This is a genomic window from Nocardioides sp. WS12 (genome assembly GCF_014108865.1).
Classification (GTDB): Bacteria; Actinomycetota; Actinomycetes; order Propionibacteriales; family Nocardioidaceae; genus Nocardioides.
Map to the genome: position 1 here is coordinate 3,933,641 of NZ_CP053928.1, position 18,169 is coordinate 3,951,809.

Consider the following 18,169-nt stretch of genomic DNA (forward strand, 5'->3'; position numbering starts at 1 on the left):
GTCAGAGACCCGCGCGGAACTGCTTGAGCACCTCGTCGACGCGGGCCTGGTCACGGGCCTCGAGCGGGATCAGCAACTCGGCCACGACATCGGTGAGTTCGGCGATCCGTCGGTTGAGCTGACGGTTCTCCTGGACCTCGATCTCGAGCGCAGCCACGCGGGCGCGCAGGCCGCTGGGGTCACGAAGTCGCTTCGCCACGGGCTCCGGGACCTTGTCCCTGGCCTGGGCACGCAGGCGGTTCTTGCGCTCGCTCATGTGGTCTCCTTCGGTTGCGGCCAGTGGGCGCGGATCCGGCACACGGCGGGATCCGGCGCGTCGTACATGTCTTCACCGGGATCGACGGACAGGTGCTCGACGACACCTCCGGCGCGCTCGATGGCTGCCTGGATCGTGGCCGGGGCCACCCGGCGCACGAGTCCGTGCGGTTCACCGGGCGTACCGTCCTCGGCCGCGTCTCCCGCGGCAGCAGCGGAGAACTCGAGGAACAACCGGCCACCTCCGGGCCGCAGCGCCATCCGCGCCAGCAGCCACAACTGGTCGAGCGCCGGCTCGTCGAGGCAACCGATCAGGTGTCGGGCATAGAGGTGGTGGGGATCGCGAGCCAGCCGGGTGCCGTGCATCAGGGTGGATCGGAGCTCGCCGAGGATCAGCTGATCGACCTTGACGGTGAGTTCGCGCTTGCGGTTGCGGCGCCGGATGAAGCCGAGCGCACCGCGCGAGAAGTCGAGAGCGGCGACCCGGTGCCCGCGGCGCGAGAACCACAGGGCGTCGCGACCGGTCCCGGGGCCGAGTTCGACCACGGGCAGGTCCCCGAAGCGCTTCTCTGCCCAGTGCGCGAAGGACGATGACGTGTTCGGCACCCTCCGGACGTCGGGGCTGGCGAAGAACTCCGTCCAGCGACCCATCTCGGCGCGGAAACCGCGGAGCCAGCCGTCGAGGCGTCGTACGCCGGCCGCCGGGTCGGCGTAGCGGAAGGACGGGTCCGGCGTGCGCCACTGCGGGCCGTACAGGAAGGACAGCATCGCGTCGGTGTCACGCGGCGCCGGGAACTCGTAGCCGTGGAGCTCGATCGTCGAGAACGGGACGATCGTGTCGCGGGGCAGGTCCCCGCTGCGGTTGCCGAGCTGGAAGAACGTGTCGCCGACGTGGAAGGCCACGAACACGTCGATGTGGCAGGTCCGGCCGTCGGACAGGGGCAACAGGAGCTTGATGTCGCCACCGGACATCCGGAGCAGGTTCCAGCCGCGCGCACGCATCGCGCGCCCGATCCTGTAGGACTCGGTGATGATGTCGGCCGGCGAGGAGTGCGGCGAGAGGTAACACAGGTCGGTGTCGGAGTCGTGCGCGAGCATCCGCCCCTCCCGGATCGCTCCGAGCAGGGCACCGTAGTTGAGGTAGGCGTCGACCTTGGCGTAGGTGCGCAGGTCCTCGATCGCCCGACTGGTGCCGGCCATGATCTCTTCGCGGATCGCCTCACCGGTGTCGGCGAAGGAACGCGCCAGGTGGCCGACCTTGTCGACCGAGAGGCGGTTGCCCGCCTTGTCGACCACAGCGAGCGTGCCTTCCCCGTCGCCCAGGCCGACCTCGTCGTCGTACAGGACGTCATCACCGGAGGTGTCCGTGACCCGGATCCGGCCACGGCCGTTCAAGAACGGGCGCAGCACGCCGGGCCACGGGACCAGGACGCCACCCTCGCGGGGTTCGCCGTCACGCACCGGCGTCGTCGACCACACGTAGTGGCCATCGATCTCGACCAGGAGCGGCCGGGTGTCGGCAGGAAGAAGGAGACCGTCGTCCGAAACGACCGCAGTCATGAGACCCCGCGGTGCGCGATCGCCTTGCGCAACGCGGTCGACGAGGTCTGCAACGTGTAGGGGAAGTAGGTCACTTCGACACCGAGGAGGGCCATCTCCGCTTCGAGGCGGATGCCCTTCGGCGTGCCCTTCCAGTCATCACCCTTGAAGATCTGGTGGAAGCCGATGTCGCGCCACGAGTCGGTCTTGCTGACCGTCTCTTCGGCGTAGACGGCGTCGACGATGCCGATCGCCTCGACGATCTCGATGCGCTCGGCCAACGGAACGGTCGGCTCGACGCCCTTGGTCTGCAGGCAGATGTCGTCCGCCACGACGCCGGCGACGAGGACGTCACACCACTGGCGCGCCTGCCGGAGGGCGTTCAGGTGACCGATGTGGAAGAGGTCGAAGGCCCCGGGTACGTAGCCGATCACGTTTCCCACCAGGACCCTCATTTCCTCTTGCACAGGCGCCGACTGTCGGCGCTCCACCTGTTCGTCGTTGCAGAACCTTATCGAAAGCCTAGCGAAAACTGCCTATCCCAGTAGGCGCCGCACCACGCCGTCGGCGAGCAATCTGCCGCGACGCGTCAACACCACACGGTCGGATCGATCCTCCACGAGGCCATCGGTGACGAGCTCGTGCAGCACCGTTTCCGTGCCGGTTCGGGTGCCCAGGACGTCCAGCGAGAGGCCCTCCCTCAGGCGGACTTCCAGCAGGACCCGCTCCACGGCACGGGTCTCCTCGTCGAGCACCTCCCGCGCGTGGGCGGGACTGAGCCCATCGGCGAGTCGTGCGGCGTAGGCCGTCGGGTGCTTGACGTTCCACCACCGCACACCTCCGACGTGCGAGTGCGCACCGGGACCGATCCCCCACCAGTCGGTGCCGCGCCAGTAGGCGAGGTTGTGGCGGCACCGGGCGGCGTCATCGCGTGCCCAGTTGGAGACCTCGTACCAGCCGAGGCCGGCGGCACTGAGGCGCTCGTCCGCCTGGACGTACTTGTCCGCGAGGTCGTCGTCGTCCGGCATCGGGAGTTCGCCGCGGCGGACCCGCCGTGCCAAGGCGGTGCCGTCCTCCACGATGAGCGAGTACGCCGACACGTGATCGGGCGCGCAGGCCAGCGCCGCATCCAGGGTCGTCGACCAGTCGGCCGCGGACTCCCCCGGTGTGCCGTAGATCAGGTCCAGGCTGATCTGGTCGAACCCGGCAGCGCGAGCCGCCTCGAAGACGACCGGCACCCGTTCGGGGTCATGGGTGCGGTCGAGCACCGCGAGCACGTGCGGGACTGCGGACTGCATGCCGAACGAGATCCGGGTGAAGCCGGCGTCCCGCAACCGCGCCAGCGAGTCGGCGTCGACGGAGTCAGGATTGGCCTCGGTCGTCACCTCGGCGCCCGGCGCCAGGCCGAACTCGTCGTCGATCGCAGCCAGCATCCGGCCGAGGTCCTCGGGTGCCAGCAGGGTGGGCGTGCCGCCGCCGAGGAACACAGTCTCGACGGGAGCGTCGGTCTGACCGAGCACCGTGCGGGCCAGCCGTATCTCGGCGACCGCCTGGTCGGCGTACGACGACCGGGAGACGCCGCCGCCGAGTTCCTCGGCCGTGTAGGTGTTGAAGTCGCAGTACCCGCACCGCACCCGGCAGAACGGAACGTGGACATAGACACCGAACGGGCGGGTGCCGAACTCCACGAGCGCTGCAGCAGGGAGCGCTCCGTCGGTGGGGGCAAGGTCCCCCTCGGGGAGCGCGGACGGCATGCGCCCAGTCTCCCCGAGCCATCGACCGATTGCCTACACGGGCACGTTGAGGGTGACGGTGTAGCCGTCGTCGATCGAACCGGTGACCGTGGCCAGTTGCAGTGAGTGCCCGTCGCTGAACACGTTGTCGGAGTCCAGGGAGACACCCTGGAAGGTCGACACGCTGCTGTCGTAGCCGTCCGCGTTGTTGTAGACGTCGTTGCAGACGTCCTCCGGCAGCGCCAACTGCGAGGTGCGCAACTTGTTGCTCGCGTTGGTGGCCGCGTCGAGGCTCTCGTAGACCTCGAAGTGCATGTGCGGCCAGCGCCCGGAATAGCAGGCCGGGAAGATCGTGGTGAAGGTCAGGTTGCCGTCGGCATCGGCCTCCTGCACCCCGCGCAGGTAGTTCTCGCCGGAGATCTCGTCGTCGTAGAGCGAGTAGTAGCCGTCCCGGTCGCAGTGCCACAGGTAGACGGCCGCGCCGGCGAGTGCCGTGATCGAGTCGCCGTTGAGGTCGTAGATCTTGAGCTTCACGGTCGTCGGGACACCGGCGGCCACGCCGGAGGCCGAACCGAAGCTGCTGGTGATGTCGCTGCGGACGACGCCCGACTCGGTCAGCACGTTCGGGCCGTTGCTGCCGTCCCCCGGATAAGGACCAGCCGTCTCCTCCGGGATTTCGCCATCGGCGACGGTGACGTTCGAGTCGCCGCCCGGAGCCCCGCCCGCAGGCGGTGCGCCGCCCGGTCCGCCGCCGGTGGCAGCCGAGGTCGTGCTCGATGCACTGTCCGTCGTACCAGCGTCCGAGCCGCAGGCGGTCAGTGCAGCGGCAGCACCGACGCCGCCGAGGAGGCCGAGCAGCCCACGACGCGCCATGATGCGCGGCAGGTCGTGGGACAGCCCGAGGTCGTGGTCTTCGATGTCTTCACTGTGGCTCATGTCCTCAGTGAAGACGGGCAGTCTGTGCGTCTCCTGTGTGCTCTCTACGAACCCGTGTAGAAACCGTCGATCAGGGCCTTGTTGTTGGCCTCGACGACGTTGCGCTTCACCTTCAGCGACGGGGTGAGCTCACCGGACTCGATGGTGAGGTCGTGGTCGAGCAGACGCCACTTCTTCACGGTCTCCCAGCGGTTGAGCTGCGCGTTGAGGGCGTCGACGTACTCGCCCACCATGGCCAGGACGGCGTCGTCGCGCACCAGGTCGGTGTAGGACGTGCTCTCCTTGCCGTTCTCCGCGGCCCAGCCGGCGATGGAGTCAGGGTCGAGCGTGATCAGCGCGGAGACGAAGTTGCGCTCGGCGCCGAACACCATGAACTGGCTGACGTAGGGGCAGATCGCCTTGAACTTGGCCTCGATGGCCGGCGGAGCGATGTACTTGCCGCCGGAGGTCTTGAAGAGTTCCTTGATCCGGCCGGTGATCTTGAGGTAGCCCTCGCTGTCCAGCTCGCCCTTGTCGCCGGTGCGCAGCCAGCCGTCCTCGGTCAGCGCCTCGGCGGTCGCCTCGGGACGGTTGTGGTAGCCGGCCATGACGTGCGGACCCTTGAGCTGCACCTCGCCGTCGGCAGCGATCCGCACCTCGGTGCCCGGGAAGGGCTGGCCGACGGAGCCGATCTTGTAGCCGTCGGGGTGGTTGACGGTGGCGCCCGCAGCGTTCTCGGTCATGCCGTAGCCCTCGAGGATGAGAATGCCCGCGGCGTGGAACCACTGCGCGATCTCGGCGTTGAGGGCGGCCGAGCCGGAGATGAAGAACTTGACCCGGCCGCCGAAGCGGTCGCGGACCTTGCTGAACACCAGCTTGTCGAAGAGGCCGTGCTGGAGCTTGAGCAGCAGCGGGACCGACTTGCCCTCACGCTTGAGGGCGTCGACCTTGGTGCCGACGGAGAAGGCCGTCTTGAAGATCTTTTCCTTCAGGCCGCCCTCGGCTGCCTGCATGGTGACGATCCGGGCGTGCGCCTTCTCGAAGATGCGCGGCGCGGCGCCCATGAAGGTCGGCTTCACGATGCCCAGGTTGTCGACGATCTTGTCGACGCGGCCGTCGATGGCGGTGGCGAAGCCGCACGCCAGCTGGGTCGAGAGGAGCACCTTGCCGAAGGAGTGCGCCATGGGCAGCCACAGGAACTGCAGGTCGTCCTCGTTGAGGATGTTCTGGGCCTTGATGGCCTCACCCTCGAAGACCCAGGCCTTGTGCAGGGTGCGCACGCCCTTGGGCTTGCCGGTCGTGCCGGAGGTGTAGATCAGGGTCGCGAGGTCCTCGGGCTGGATGCTCTGTGCGACGGCGTCCACTGCGTCCGGGTTGGCCGCGAGGTGCGCGTCGCCCAGTTCGCCAAGTTGGTCGAGCGAGATCACCCAGTCGCCATCGGCGAGGGCGGGGTCGAAGGAGACGACCTTGCCCAGCTCGGGGAGCTCGTCGCGGTGCTCGCGGAGCTTGGCGAGCTGGGTCTCGTCCTCAGCGAAGAGGACGCGGCTGCCGGAGTCACTGACGATGTAGGCGGTGTCCTCACCGTTGGTCGAGGGATAGACCGTGGTGGTCGCGCCACCGGCACACATCACGGCGAGATCCGCGAGGATCCACTCGTAGCGGGTCGACGAGGCGATCGCGACGCGCTGCTCCCGCTCGAGGCCTAGGGCCAGCAGACCGGCCGCAAGACGTCGTACGCGGTCACCGGCCTCGCCCCACGTCACCGATTCCCACGCGTCGCCCACCGGGAAGCGGAACGCTTCGCGCGAGCTGCTCGCCTTCACCCGGTCCAGGAACTGCACGGCGCAGTTCTGGGGAAGGTGCTCGAGGAAACTGGTGTCATGGTTGACGGGCATGTCGCTCCTGAAAAACTGTTCCGAGACCGGCGGTGACTGGTTAGTAACTTAGATCACTCGGTAGCCGGTTGGTACCCGACCCCGGCGTCCCGGACGAACTGCTGGACCTTCTCGCGGACCTTCGGCGGCAAGACCTCGACCGCCGCGAGTTCAGGCAGGCGGGCCCGATCGGTGTTCAACGCAACGAACATGTCGCGCACCGTGACGCCGTGTCCGGGCCGGTGGACCACCTCGACCGGATCGCCGGGCGCGAGCGTTCCGGGCCGGAGCACGCGGAGATACGGGCCGGGCCGGGCCTCGGCGGTGAAGCGCTTCACCCACGCCTTCGGGTCGTAGCCGCTCTCCCCCATCCAGCCCTTGAAGTCGTTGCACGGCGTCCGCACGTGGGCGACCTCGAGCAGCGGTCCGTCGGGCCCTCCGACCTGGAGCCGCGTGCCGACCTCCATGTGCGTGAGGTCGAGCCCTTCGGTCGTGAGGTTCTCCCCGAACTGCCCGTTGCGGATGGTCTGGCCCAGCTCGGCCTCCCAGAAGTCGAGGTCCTCCCGGGCGTAGGCATAGACGGCCTGGTGCGGGCCGCCGTGGTGCTCGGTGTCGGAGACCTGGTCTCCCTCGATCCCGAGTTCGTGGACGACGACGGGCGCGTCCAGGTTGCGCTTGTCGATGGAAGTGCGGCCGATCCCGGCCCACTCCTTGTCCTGCGGACGACCGACGCTGACGGAAAGAACACGTGGCATGGATCCAGTTTGCCTGACCGCCCTCAGTCCTGGACGGCCTTCGCGATCGTGATGCAGGCAGTCACGTGCTCGCGTTCCTCCGCAGTCGGCCTGCGGCCGGCGTGTACGGCGTCCTCGTGGGCCCAGTGCGCGTTGATGACCGACCGGACGACGACCCAGTCGCGGGCGCGGGCCTCGTCGAACCCGGCCGTGTCGACCAGGGCGTGGAAGCGCCGACGGATGCCGTCGCGCACCGATCCGAAGGCACCGGGCAGCGCGTACTCCTCGAACCGGTTGCGCAGCATCGGCTCGAGTTCGTAGTGCGGGTCACCGTTGGTCGGCTTCGGGTCGATCGCAAGCCACGCCGGCTCCCCCGCCCGCTCGCCGCGGAGCACGTTCTCGTAGTGGAGATCAGCGTGCAGCACCGCCGACGCCGGCTCGGCGCAGAGTTCGCGCGCCAGCGCGATCGTCTGGTCGACGAGGCGTCGCGGCACCGGCACCGTCGCCGCGTCCCGTTGGAGCGCGTCGACCCAGCGGGCGACGTACGACGCCTGATCGCGGAGCTGCGGCATCGGCGGCACGTGGAGACGGCCGTACAGGCCGGCAACGATCACGCACGCCTCCTCGTCCCAGACGTCCGACAGGTCCTCGCGGTCCAGCCGCTCCAGCAGCAGGGCACGACGCGACGGGTCGGCACGCAGCAGGTGAACCGTCCCGTCGCCCTGCCAGCGCCGCAGGGCAAGGTGCTCGTGCTCCGATTCGTCGTCAGGCAGCGCGATCTTGAGGGCGGCAGGTCGTCCTTCACGAGTGGTGACGGGCAGCACGATGGAGCAGGCCCCGTGCCACCTGTCGTCGCCCGCAACGAGTTCCCACTCGTCGAGCAGGCCCTCAGGGATCCGAACACTCACCGGGACATCCTCGGCTACGGTGCTCTCACCCTTGAGGGAGGGACATCCATGGACAGTGCACTCACCACCGTCGGCCTGCCGATCGCGCTCGCGATCATCATGTTCGGCCTCGGGCTCGGCCTGACCGTCGCCGACTTCCAGCGCATCGGGAAGAACCCGAAGGTCGTCGCCATCGCCTTGGTCTGCCAGATCGTGGTGCTGCCGGCGATCTGCTTCGGCCTGGTGAAGGCCTTCGACCTCGATCCGCTGCTGGCCATCGGCATGATCCTGCTCGCGGCCTCCCCGGGCGGGACGACGGCCAACCTGTTCAGCCACCTGTTCCGAGGCGACGTCGCGCTCAACATCAGCCTCACCGCGATCAACTCGATCCTGGCGCTGCTCACGCTGCCGCTGATCACCAACGCGGCCATCGACCACTTCGACCAGGGCGACTCCGTGTCCCTGCCCTTCGGAGAGGTGCTGCAGGTCTTCGCGATCGTGCTGATCCCGGTCGGGATCGGCATGGCGGTCAAGGCCACGCGCCCCACCTTCGCGGACCGGATGGACCGACCTGTCCGGATCGGCTCGGCCGTCATCCTCGCCGTGCTGGTGCTGGGAATCCTGCTCGACCAGCGCGAGAATGTCGCCGACTACCTCGCCGAGGTCGGCATCGTTGCAGCGCTGTTCTGCGCGCTCAGCCTCGTCATCGGGTACGTCGTCCCGCGGGCGCTCGGCGTACGCGACGACCAGGCGATCGCGTCGTCCATGGAGATCGGGGTGCACAACGGCACGCTGGCGATCTTCGTGGCGGTCGAGATCCTCGACAGCACCGAGATCTCGGTGCCGGCGGCGGTCTACTCGATCGTCATGTTCGTGCTCGCGACCGCGTGGGGACTGGTCCTGACCCGCTACCTCACTCGTCCAGCCACCGCTGCACCTGTGCCTCGTCGGGACGATCAGCGTCGGTGATCACGTGCGGGACAACCCGCGAGAAGTAGTCGGTGACCGGTCCGTCGGACTCGCGCACAATGCATCCCGCTGACACGCCACCCACGACCCAGGAACCGATCACGGCCCGGTTCCCGTCGAACGAGGGGACCGGGTTCCACTGCTGGTAGACGAGGGTCTGGCCGTCGTAGTGACCGGGCCGTCGGTCATCACCGTCGTGCGTGTGGATCCAGACGTTGTCGCCCTCGCGACCCTGCAACGGCTTGGCAACCCATTCGGTCAGGTCCCCCGGGTGACCGAGGTACGCGGGCAACAGGTTCGGGTGGTCGGGGTAGAGCTCCCACAGCACGGGGAGGATCGCCTTGGTGGACAGCATCAGCTTCCACACGGGCTCGACCCACCGGACCGGCTCGCGCTCGTGGCGTTCGAGCAGGTGCGGACCGAACTCCTCGGCCAACATGCTCTCCCAGGGGTAGAGCTTGTAGGCCGCACGGATCGGCAGGTCCTCGATGTCGACGAACCGCTGGGCCTCGGGTGCCTCGTCCCAGCCGACGTGCTCGATCACGTGGCCGTAGGTGCGCAGGCCCGCCATCGCTGCGGTGTCGCGCATGTAGGTCGTCGTCATCTCCTCCTCCCCGCTGGTGTCGGTCGCGGAGTGGAAGAAGTGCACAGCGTGGTCGGGAAACAGCCCTCGTGCGTCCTGTTCCTGCCACCAGCGGACCAACCGGTCGTGGACCGAGTTCCACTGGTCGCGGTCGGGGAACACCTCCTCGAGCCAGTTCCACTGCGCCACTGCCGTCTCGATGAGGCCTGTGGGCGTGTCGCCATTAATCTCGAGCATCTTCGCCGGCAGCTCGCCGTCGTACGACAGGTCGAAGCGGGCGTGCGCGGCCGGCTGCTCGGCGCGCAGCGACTCCCGGACCAGCTCCATGGTGCCGCTGGGCAGCATCAGCTCCTGATCAGTGAAGCGCTCAGCCATCACGGCTCCGGCGTGCAGGCACATCGCGTAGAGCTCGTCGGTGACGGCCTCGAGCCGTTCGATCTCGGCAGAGGTGAACTCGTACCAGGCAGACTCGTTCCAGTAGACGACCTCGCCGGAACCGTCCGCCAACGGCGTCATCGGAAAGACCAGGCCCTGCCCGATCACCGTGTCCTGCCACCCTTCACGCGGACTCGTGACGTGGCGCCACATCAGGCGATGCTCGCGATGACGACCAGCGCGACCGCGACGACCACCCCCGCCGTGACCTTCGCCAAGGGTTGGGTCTCCCCCGCCACGCATATCTCCTCGCCCAGGCTGCCCGGCGTGACCAGGTCGACGAGGCGCCAGGCCGCGGTCTGCAGCAGGACCCCCAGCACGCTGAACGCCAAGGTCCACACCAGCGCGTCACCGAAACCGGACGAAGCGTTCGTCCAGATCGCAGTGAAGATGATCGCTCCCTGCGCCACCATCCACGTGGCCGCGACGAGCCCGGCGCTGTGGGACACCCGCAGGTGCTCTCCGAGACGGCCCGGGGTCAGCAGATCGAGCACGAACCAGCCGGCCGTCAGCACGATCGTGCCGAGAAGGCCGTACGCCATGCCGTACCCGAGGGCGGGAAGGAGATCGTCCATGGGAATCCTTGTCTCTTCGTTTGTCCGAAGCCGAGCCGTTCAGGATCCGGAGAAGTGGAAGCCGCCGAAACCGCCGCGCTTGATGGTGCCGCCATTGGCATCCACCCCACCACGTTCCACCGAGCCGCTCAGCGACGACGAGTCGTAGGTGCCGGCGCCGGGCCGATAGCTGTCGCCCACGCCGGGGGCGGTGCTCCCCGAGCGCAGGTAGTACCAGTAGTGACCGGTCGAATGGCCGTCGTAGTCATCGGCGGAGTCGTCGCACTGGGCGTCATCGACCCGCACCTGCTCCGTCGGGTCGACGCAGACAGCCCGGTTGTCGGGGTTGTCCTCGCAACTGACGAAGCTCGCTGCGACCAGGCCGGTCAGGCCGACCACGACGGCAGCACTGCGCCACCGGCGCGCCTCTTCGGTCACTGTGCCTACTTCTTCGGCTTGTCCCCGGCAGGACCGGTGGTGGACAGCGCAGCGACGAAGGCCTCCTGGGGCACCTCGACGCGGCCGACCATCTTCATCCGCTTCTTGCCTTCCTTCTGCTTCTCGAGCAGCTTGCGCTTACGGGTGATGTCACCGCCGTAGCACTTGGCAAGGACGTCCTTGCGGATCGCGCGGATGTTCTCGCGGGCGATCACGCGGGCACCGATCGCGGCCTGGATCGGCACCTCGAACTGCTGGCGCGGGATGAGGTCCTTGAGCTTGCCGGCCATCATCACGCCGTACGCGTAGGCAGCGTCCTTGTGGATGATCGCGGAGAAGGCGTCGACGGGCTCGCCCTGCAGCAGGATGTCGACCTTCACCAGGTCGGCGGCCTGCTCGCCGGTGCGTTCGTAGTCGAGCGAGGCGTAGCCCTTGGTGCGGGACTTGAGCTGGTCGAAGAAGTCGAAGACGATCTCGCCCATCGGCAGGACGTAGCGCATCTCGACGCGGTCCTCGGAGAGGTAGTCCATGCCCTGCAGCGTGCCGCGCTTGGTCTGGCACAGCTCCATGATCGTGCCGATGTAGTCGGACGGCGACAGGATCGTGGCCCGCACGACCGGCTCGCGCACCTCGGCGATCTTGCCGCCGTCGGGGTACTCGCTCGGGTTCGTGACCTCGATCTTCTTGCCGTCCTCCATCACGACCTCGTAGACCACGTTGGGCGCGGTCGAGATCAGGTCGAGGTTGGACTCGCGCTCGAGGCGGTCCCGGGTGATCTCCATGTGGAGCAGGCCGAGGAAGCCGACCCGGAAGCCGAAGCCGAGGGCGCCGGAGGTCTCGGGCTCGAAGGTCAGGGCAGCGTCGTTGAGCTGCAGCTTCTCCAGGGCGTCACGCAGGACCGGGTAGTCGTCGCCGTCGATCGGGTACAGACCGGCGTAGACCATCGGGTTCGGGTGCTTGTAGCCACCGAGCGCCTCGGTCGCGCCGTGGTGCTGGGAGGTGACCGTGTCACCGACCCGCGACTGACGGACATCCTTCACACCGGTGATCAGGTAGCCGACCTCGCCGACCCCGATCTCGCCGGACTTCACGGGCTCGGGGCTGATCACGCCGACCTCGAGCATCTCGTGCACGGCACCGGTCGACATCATCTTGATCCGGTCGCGGTGGCTGAGGCTGCCGTCGACGACCCGGACGTAGGTGACCACGCCGCGGTAGGTGTCGTAGACCGAGTCGAAGATCAGCGCGCGAGCCGGCTTGTCGGCGTCGCCGACGGGCGGCGGTGTCTGCTTGACGATCTCGTTGAGCAGCGTCTCGACGCCCACGCCGGTCTTGGCGCTGGTGAGCAGCACGTCAGACACGTCGCAGCCGACGAGTCCGGCCAGTTCGGCGGCGTACTTCTCGACGTTGGCGCTCGGCAGGTCGATCTTGTTGAGCACCGGGATGATGTGGAGATCGGCGCCCATCGCGAGGTAGAGGTTCGCGAGGGTCTGCGCCTCGATGCCCTGCGCCGCGTCGACGAGGAGTACGGCGGCCTCGCACGCCTCGAGCGAACGGGACACCTCGTAGGTGAAGTCCACGTGGCCAGGGGTGTCGATCATGTTGAGGATGTAGGTGCCGGGCTCGGCGCCTTCCTCGTTGGCGTCCGGAACCGTCCACGGCATCCGCACGGCCTGGCTCTTGATCGTGATGCCGCGCTCGCGCTCGATGTCCATCCGGTCGAGGTACTGCGCCCGGGCAGCCCGCGCGTCGACGACTCCGGTGAGCCGGAGCATCTGGTCCGCGAGGGTCGACTTGCCGTGATCAATGTGCGCGATGATGCAGAAGTTGCGGATGATCGCGGGGTCGGTACGACCGGGCTTCGGAGTGGAGGCTGCCATGGTCCACCCATTGTCGCCGAGGCTGGCGGGTTCGCTAATTCCACGCTGCATCCGTGGAACCCGGTTCGGGGCTCAGCGGGCCGAGGCCGCCTTGCGGGCGCGATGGATCTCCTCGACCAACTGCTCGGCCGGGACGGCGAACGCGGTGATCGGCACCACGATGTCGTCGGCGCTCGCGCGTAGGTCGATCCGGACCCCGGCAGGGTTGCGCTGCTGGATCGCGGCGCCACGGATGTCGCGGCAACGCACCGTGACATCGGCCCGGTAGCCGCGGTAGGTCAGCGTCTCGGGACCCAACTCGAGGGTCCAGCGGTGAAGTCGGCCGGTGACCAGACGGAGGACGTCGGGGAGCGAGGCGAGCGCCGCGACGATCGTCACGAGGGAGAACCCGGGTGACTCGAGGGCCGCGAAGTCCGTCAGCGCCAGGTAGGCCCACAGCGCGGCCGTCGCCAGGAGCATCAACCAGGCCACGAGCAGTCCCACCACGGTGAGCATCGGAGCACGGAAGATCCGGGTGCCGTCGACCGCCACCTCAGGCTCCCGACGTCGCCGCGGACGAACCAGCGCGGAGACGGCCGCGACGAGGAGGGCAGCGAAGGCGACCAACATGCTCGCGCCGGACCAGGCGAGCGCACCGTTGGCCACAAGGGTGATGACCAGACCGACCAGCGTCGCCAGGAACAGCATTGTGACCACGATCGCCACCCACCATCGGGGAATCAGTCGCGCCTGGCTCACCACGGAGTCACCGAGTCCCACGCGTCGCCGATGGCGCCCGTCGCGTCGTCCCAGGTGTTCGAGGTCCAGTCGGTGATGTCGTCCCAGTTGTCGTAGACCGTGCCGGCCACCCAGGAGGCGCCCGCGGCCAGCGCGCCGCCGGCGAGGACGACGGCCCACGCGGGTGCCGTCACGACGCCAGCCGCAACGAGGAGGCCGACCCCGACCCCGACGGCGATGCTGGTCCCGGTGGTCACCGCGACGCGGGTCCAGTCGCCCGTCTGCGTCCCCTCGTAGATGCCGAAGCCGACGTCGATCAGGATGCCGGCCGGGCCGCCCAGGAACTTGGCGCCCTTCCCGAACAGGTCTGCGTTCTTGAGCAGGTCATCAAGTTGGGACTGTCCCGCGGGCGTCTTGAGGCGGTTGCGGATCGCCGGGTTGCCCGACACCCGGGTCTTGCGGCGGAACTCGGTCGCGGCTGCCTTGTAGTCGTTGGCCTTGTTGAGCAGTTTGCCCCCTGCGAGGCCCGCTCCTGCTCCACCCGCGAAGTTGGGGAACAGCGCGGCGATCGCCTCGAAGAGGGTGTCCGAGGCGTCCTTCTTCTTGGCGTCGGCGACGTCGGCCGGCATGTTCGCGTCGACCCAGTCGACGAAGGTCTGGTAGTCCTCGGCCGCGTCCGTGACGAGGCCGTTCCAGACCTCGATCCGGGCGATCGCGGTGTTGTACGCCGTCTCTTCGGGCGAGCCGACCTCGTACGGAGTCGTCGGCGCAGCCGCCGGCTCCGAGATCACGGTGCCGGTGACCGTCAACCCGCCCTCGGTCGCACGGGTCCGGATCGCCTTCATGTCGCTCTCGAGGCGCTTGAGCTTGGCGGCGTAGTCGTCGAGAGCCGTCGCGGCCCGCTTGACGCGGTCCTCGTGCTTGTCGTTGGCGCGCATGATGTCGCCGGAGACGTTCCGGTACGACGAATAGGTCTCGCCCTCCCACGCGCCCTGGGCGTAGTTGCGGGCGTCCTGCTGCTCGTCGCCAGCCTTCTCGAGCTTGCTCGCGAGTGTGTCGCGCAGCCAGTTGGCCGCGGTCGTCACCGCCGCCGGCGAACCCTCGACCTTGGTGTCCAGGCTCACGCGAGCCTGCCCATCCGGTCGAACTCAGCAGAAATCGCTTCCTCGGTGAGGCCGAGGTCGTCGGCACAGTCGCGCACGAGCAGGGCGATGCCGGTGTTGATCACCGCGATCTCGCCCGCCGTCTCACTGACGGCAGCGAGGATGTCGGCGACGTGGGCAGCGCCGTAGCCGGCGTCGACCTCTGCGGGCGCGCCCGTGGCCGCTTCGTCGATCTTGGCGGCGGCGTCGTCGTGACCCCCGGAGATGGTGGCCGCGGCGCCCGCGTCGAGACGCAGCGTCATGCCTGGGCCTCCGCCGGCGGACCGGGACGGAACTCTGCAGGCACCTCGACATCGAGCAGCTTCACGTCGAAGTGCTTCGCTTCCTTGATCTCGTCGACCTTGCTGGTCTCGAACAGCAACCAGGACTGGTAGTCGCCCCACGCGTCGATGAAGCGGTCGAGTGCGGTGTAGCCCAGCAGGGCAATGCGGCCGTCGCCGAGCTGGAGCATCTTGAAGTCCGTGACCTTGCCGTCGGCATCGGTCTCCACGGGCAGGTAGACCACGGGCGGTGCTGGCATTTGTCCGGACGACTGCTGGTCATTCACAGCCGCGAGGCTACCCAGTGCGTCGGCGCCTCAACCGTTCGCCGCCGGTTCACCCCGCCCTCGCCTGCAGGGCGGCTCCGCGTTCGTCGTACGACGTCAGGTTGGAGCCATGGACTCGGCCATCCCCCAGACCCCCGCCCCTACCCGTACCGACCGCCGCACGCTGCTCCGCGGAGCAGCCGGAGCCGGTCTCGTCACCGGTGGAATTGCGCTGTTCAGCAGCCGCTCCGCGGCCGCACCCCTGCTCGTGCACAGCGGTCGGCCCGTGTTGCCGCTCGGCGTGCAGTCCGGTGATGTCCGCGCCGGCTCGGCCCTGTTGTGGTCGAAGGCCGACCGGCCCTCGCGCCTGGTCGCCGAGATCAGCCGCGACCCCGACTTCCGTCGCGTCCGCCGGGTCCCCGGACCCGTGGTGACGCCGGCGACCGACCTCACCGGCACGATCCCGCTGCGCGGCCTGCCCGCCGGCACCGACGTCCACTACCGGATCCGCGCCGTCGACCTCTCCTCCAGTCACGTCGCCAGCGCCCCGACCGTCGGCCGGTTCCGGACTGCCCCCGCCGACCATGACGACGTCCGGTTCCTGTGGTCCGGCGACATCGCCGGCCAGGGCTGGGGCGTCAACCCGGAGTACGGCGGCTTCCGGATCGCCGACGCGATGCGGGCCCGCGACGCCGACTTCTTCCTCTGCAGCGGCGACACCGTGTACGCCGACGGGCCGGTGCAGTCGTCGGTGGCGCTGCCGGACGGCTCCACCTGGCACAACCTGGTCATCCCGGAGAAGACCAAGGTCGCGGAGACGCTGGACGAGTACCGCGGCCAATTCCGCTACAACCTGATGGCCGACAACTGGCGGGCATTCCTCGCCGAGACCTCACAGGTCGGGCAGTGGGACGACCACGAGGTCACCAACAACTGGTACCCCGGCGAGATCCTCGAGGACGCGCGTTACACGGAGAAGCGGGTCGACGTCCTCGCTGCCCGGGCGAGCCGGGCGTTCCACGAGTACGTACCGGTGGCCGACATCTCGCCGGATCCTGAGGGCCGGGTCTACCGGGTCATCCACTACGGCCCGCACCTGGACGTGTTCGTCCTCGACATGCGCACCCACAAGGACGCGAACAGCGCCGACAAGGAGCCCGTCGGCGACGGTGGCGTGCTCGGCGACCGTCAGACCTCCTGGCTCATCGAGGAACTCAAGAAGTCGCGGGCAACGTGGAAGGTGATCGCCGCCGACCTGCCCCTGGGACTGATCGTGCCCGACGGTTCTGCCGCGCAGGAGGGCATCGCACAGGGCGATCCCGGCGCTCCGCTGGGCCGCGAGATCGACATCGCCCGCGTGTTGACGGCCCTGTCGCGGGCCGGGATCCGCAACCACGTCTGGCTGACCGCCGACGTCCACTACACGGCAGCGCACCACTACTCCCCCGACCGCGCTGCCTACCAGGAGTTCGACCCGTTCTGGGAGTTCGTGTCGGGTCCACTCAACGCTGGCGCCTTCGGACCGAATGCTCTCGACCGCACGTTCGGGCCGGTCGCGGACTTCGTCGCAGCGCCGCCGACCGCGAACACGTCACCGGCCCTGGGACACCAGTACTTCGGCGAAGTGGAGATCTCGGGTTCGTCGGGGCAGTTGACGGTGCACCTTCGCGACGTCTCCGGCGTGGCCCTGTACACGCGGACGCTGGACCCGGCGCCGCGCTGAGCCCACCGCGGGCGACATGATGTGCGGGTGATTCCGAACCGGATCCCCCACGGCCGGACGGCCCGACGCCTCGACTGGGTCCACCTGCCGCCGTACATCCGGTCAATGGTGGAGGGCCACCTCGGCTCCGCAGTCGTCGAAGACGTCTCCCAGGGCGGCGGATTCACACCGGGCTTCGCGTCGGTTCTGACGTGCGCCGACGGGTCCGTGCACTTCGTCAAGGCTGCGTCGACGAAGGCCCAGCGGATGTTCGCCGAGTCGTACCGCGAGGAGACGCGGAAGCTGCGGTTGCTGCCTCGGGAAGTGCCGGCGCCGCGACTCCTGTGGGCCGAGGACGACGGTGAGTGGGTCCTCCTCTCGACCGAGTACGTCGACGGGCGGGCGCCGCTGCGTCCCTGGACTGAGGACGACCTGGCTGCCGCATCGGCCATGGCCATGACGATGGCGAAGGTGCTGACCCCGGCTCCGGGCGATCTGAGCAGTGCGGCGGAGGAGTTCGGCGACTGGCCGGCGCTGTGGGACCAGATCGACCACCCGCGGGCTGCCGATCTCAAGGTGCTGGCTGACCGCTACCTGGAGGTGGTCGGTGGAGACACGCTCGTCCACACCGACATCCGCGACGACAACATCCTTGTTCTGTCCGATGGCCGTGCGGTGCTGTGCGACTGGAACTGGCCCGTGGTCGGCGCCGCCTGGCTCGACTCGCTGTTCTTGCTGATCGGCCCCCGCGGCGACGGGCTCGACGTCGAGGCCCACATCGCCGCGCACCCCCTGCTGTCCCTCGTGCCTGCTGAGGACATCGATGTGGTGCTGGCCCTCGTGCTCGCCTACTTCTCCGTGTCGGCCGCGCAACCGGTGCCGTCCACGTCGCCGTACATCCGCCAGGCCCAGGCGTGGCAGCGCAACGTCATCGACGACTGGCTGGCCGAGCGGCGGGGCTGGCAGTACTGAGGGGGTGGGCGCTCAGGCGTCCTCGCGGAGCGTGTGCGCCACCAGGGCGTTCGCATGTCCGTGCCCCAGTTCGTGCTCGGTCTTGAGGAACGCGACGAGATCGGTGTGCCGCGCGCCGGCGCCGTACTCGGGATGAGTCCGCAGGATCTGCTGCCAGTCGGCGATCGATCGGCCGTACTTCTTCTCAATCGACGGGAAGTACGACGCCGGGCCGTTCGGCTGGGGGCTGGTCTGCTCAGTCATACGCGGGGAGACCGGACGCGGCAGGCAAACTCATCGAGCCGAAACCGACC

The 18,169-nt window shown here is 68.5% G+C and carries 20 protein-coding genes; 3 read left to right on the forward strand and 17 right to left on the reverse strand.

The window, feature by feature from the left end; all coding sequences use genetic code 11:
• Position 1: 1 nt before the first annotated feature.
• The 8 genes from HRC28_RS19030 to HRC28_RS19065 form a co-directional block, all read right to left on the reverse strand.
• Positions 2-256: a DUF6752 domain-containing protein gene (locus HRC28_RS19030; RefSeq protein ID WP_182376986.1), complete on the reverse strand. Its 255-nt coding sequence runs from the start codon at positions 254-256 to the stop codon at positions 2-4.
• A complete protein-coding gene (locus tag HRC28_RS19035) occupies positions 253-1,815 on the reverse strand; it encodes a class I SAM-dependent methyltransferase (protein WP_182376987.1) in 1,563 nt (520 codons plus the stop codon). Before HRC28_RS19035 ends, HRC28_RS19030 begins: the two co-directional genes overlap by 4 nt.
• Positions 1,812-2,237 carry an adenylyltransferase/cytidyltransferase family protein gene (locus HRC28_RS19040; RefSeq protein WP_182376988.1) on the reverse strand — a complete coding sequence of 142 codons (426 nt, stop codon included), beginning with the start codon at positions 2,235-2,237 and terminating at the stop codon, positions 1,812-1,814. Before HRC28_RS19040 ends, HRC28_RS19035 begins: the two co-directional genes overlap by 4 nt.
• A 93-nt stretch (positions 2,238-2,330) precedes the next feature.
• Positions 2,331-3,548, reverse strand: a complete 1,218-nt coding sequence (gene hemW / locus HRC28_RS19045; RefSeq protein ID WP_182376989.1) for a radical SAM family heme chaperone HemW — start codon at positions 3,546-3,548, stop codon at positions 2,331-2,333.
• Between the two features lie 33 nt (positions 3,549-3,581).
• A complete protein-coding gene (locus HRC28_RS19050; RefSeq protein ID WP_182376990.1) occupies positions 3,582-4,463 on the reverse strand; it encodes a 3,4-dioxygenase subunit beta in 882 nt (293 codons plus the stop codon).
• Between the two features lie 44 nt (positions 4,464-4,507).
• Positions 4,508-6,337 (reverse strand): AMP-dependent synthetase/ligase, encoded by a 1,830-nt coding sequence (locus HRC28_RS19055; RefSeq protein ID WP_182376991.1) that lies wholly within the window; start codon positions 6,335-6,337, stop codon positions 4,508-4,510.
• 53 nt (positions 6,338-6,390) lie between these two features.
• Complete coding sequence (locus HRC28_RS19060; RefSeq protein ID WP_182376992.1) at positions 6,391-7,071, reverse strand: MOSC domain-containing protein; 681 nt, start codon at positions 7,069-7,071, stop codon at positions 6,391-6,393.
• Between the two features lie 23 nt (positions 7,072-7,094).
• A complete protein-coding gene (locus HRC28_RS19065; protein ID WP_182376993.1) occupies positions 7,095-7,958 on the reverse strand; it encodes an aminoglycoside phosphotransferase family protein in 864 nt (287 codons plus the stop codon).
• Between the two features lie 48 nt (positions 7,959-8,006).
• On the opposite strand from HRC28_RS19065, the gene HRC28_RS19070 reads away from it, so the two are divergent.
• Positions 8,007-8,906, forward strand: coding sequence for a bile acid:sodium symporter family protein (locus tag HRC28_RS19070; RefSeq protein WP_182376994.1), 900 nt, complete (start codon positions 8,007-8,009; stop codon positions 8,904-8,906).
• Here the strand turns inward: HRC28_RS19070 and HRC28_RS19075 are convergent.
• From HRC28_RS19075 to HRC28_RS19110, 8 genes are all read right to left on the reverse strand, one after another.
• Positions 8,851-10,077 (reverse strand): glutathionylspermidine synthase family protein, encoded by a 1,227-nt coding sequence (locus HRC28_RS19075; RefSeq protein ID WP_182376995.1) that lies wholly within the window; start codon positions 10,075-10,077, stop codon positions 8,851-8,853. The two genes, HRC28_RS19070 and HRC28_RS19075, sit on opposite strands and share 56 nt — an antisense overlap.
• Positions 10,077-10,499: a DUF350 domain-containing protein gene (locus HRC28_RS19080; RefSeq protein ID WP_182376996.1), complete on the reverse strand. Its 423-nt coding sequence runs from the start codon at positions 10,497-10,499 to the stop codon at positions 10,077-10,079. Before HRC28_RS19080 ends, HRC28_RS19075 begins: the two co-directional genes overlap by 1 nt.
• 39 nt (positions 10,500-10,538) lie before the next feature.
• Positions 10,539-10,916, reverse strand: a complete 378-nt coding sequence (locus tag HRC28_RS19085; RefSeq protein WP_182376997.1) for a hypothetical protein — start codon at positions 10,914-10,916, stop codon at positions 10,539-10,541.
• A 5-nt stretch (positions 10,917-10,921) separates the two neighbouring features.
• The gene (lepA, locus tag HRC28_RS19090; protein WP_182376998.1) at positions 10,922-12,796 is read right to left on the reverse strand and encodes a translation elongation factor 4; all 1,875 of its coding nucleotides are present in this window, start codon (positions 12,794-12,796) and stop codon (positions 10,922-10,924) included.
• A 72-nt stretch (positions 12,797-12,868) separates the two neighbouring features.
• Positions 12,869-13,555 carry a hypothetical protein gene (locus HRC28_RS19095; RefSeq protein WP_182376999.1) on the reverse strand — a complete coding sequence of 229 codons (687 nt, stop codon included), beginning with the start codon at positions 13,553-13,555 and terminating at the stop codon, positions 12,869-12,871.
• Positions 13,531-14,637, reverse strand: a complete 1,107-nt coding sequence (locus tag HRC28_RS19100; protein WP_182377000.1) for a hypothetical protein — start codon at positions 14,635-14,637, stop codon at positions 13,531-13,533. The genes HRC28_RS19095 and HRC28_RS19100 overlap by 25 nt, the downstream gene beginning before the upstream one ends.
• Positions 14,634-14,918 (reverse strand): hypothetical protein, encoded by a 285-nt coding sequence (locus tag HRC28_RS19105; RefSeq protein WP_182377001.1) that lies wholly within the window; start codon positions 14,916-14,918, stop codon positions 14,634-14,636. Before HRC28_RS19105 ends, HRC28_RS19100 begins: the two co-directional genes overlap by 4 nt.
• Entirely contained in the window at positions 14,915-15,223 is a 309-nt protein-coding gene (locus HRC28_RS19110; RefSeq protein ID WP_182377002.1) for an SAV_915 family protein, read from the reverse strand. The genes HRC28_RS19105 and HRC28_RS19110 overlap by 4 nt, the downstream gene beginning before the upstream one ends.
• A gap of 109 nt (positions 15,224-15,332) precedes the next feature.
• Between HRC28_RS19110 and HRC28_RS19115 the strand changes: the two genes are divergently transcribed.
• Positions 15,333-16,925: an alkaline phosphatase D family protein gene (locus tag HRC28_RS19115; protein ID WP_182377003.1), complete on the forward strand. Its 1,593-nt coding sequence runs from the start codon at positions 15,333-15,335 to the stop codon at positions 16,923-16,925.
• A 27-nt stretch (positions 16,926-16,952) separates the two neighbouring features.
• Positions 16,953-17,876, forward strand: a complete 924-nt coding sequence (locus HRC28_RS19120; RefSeq protein WP_237111567.1) for a phosphotransferase — start codon at positions 16,953-16,955, stop codon at positions 17,874-17,876.
• 12 nt (positions 17,877-17,888) lie between these two features.
• Here HRC28_RS19120 and HRC28_RS19125 read toward each other — a convergent pair whose 3' ends face one another.
• Positions 17,889-18,119: a DUF4287 domain-containing protein gene (locus tag HRC28_RS19125; protein WP_182377005.1), complete on the reverse strand. Its 231-nt coding sequence runs from the start codon at positions 18,117-18,119 to the stop codon at positions 17,889-17,891.
• Positions 18,120-18,169 lie beyond the last annotated feature (50 nt).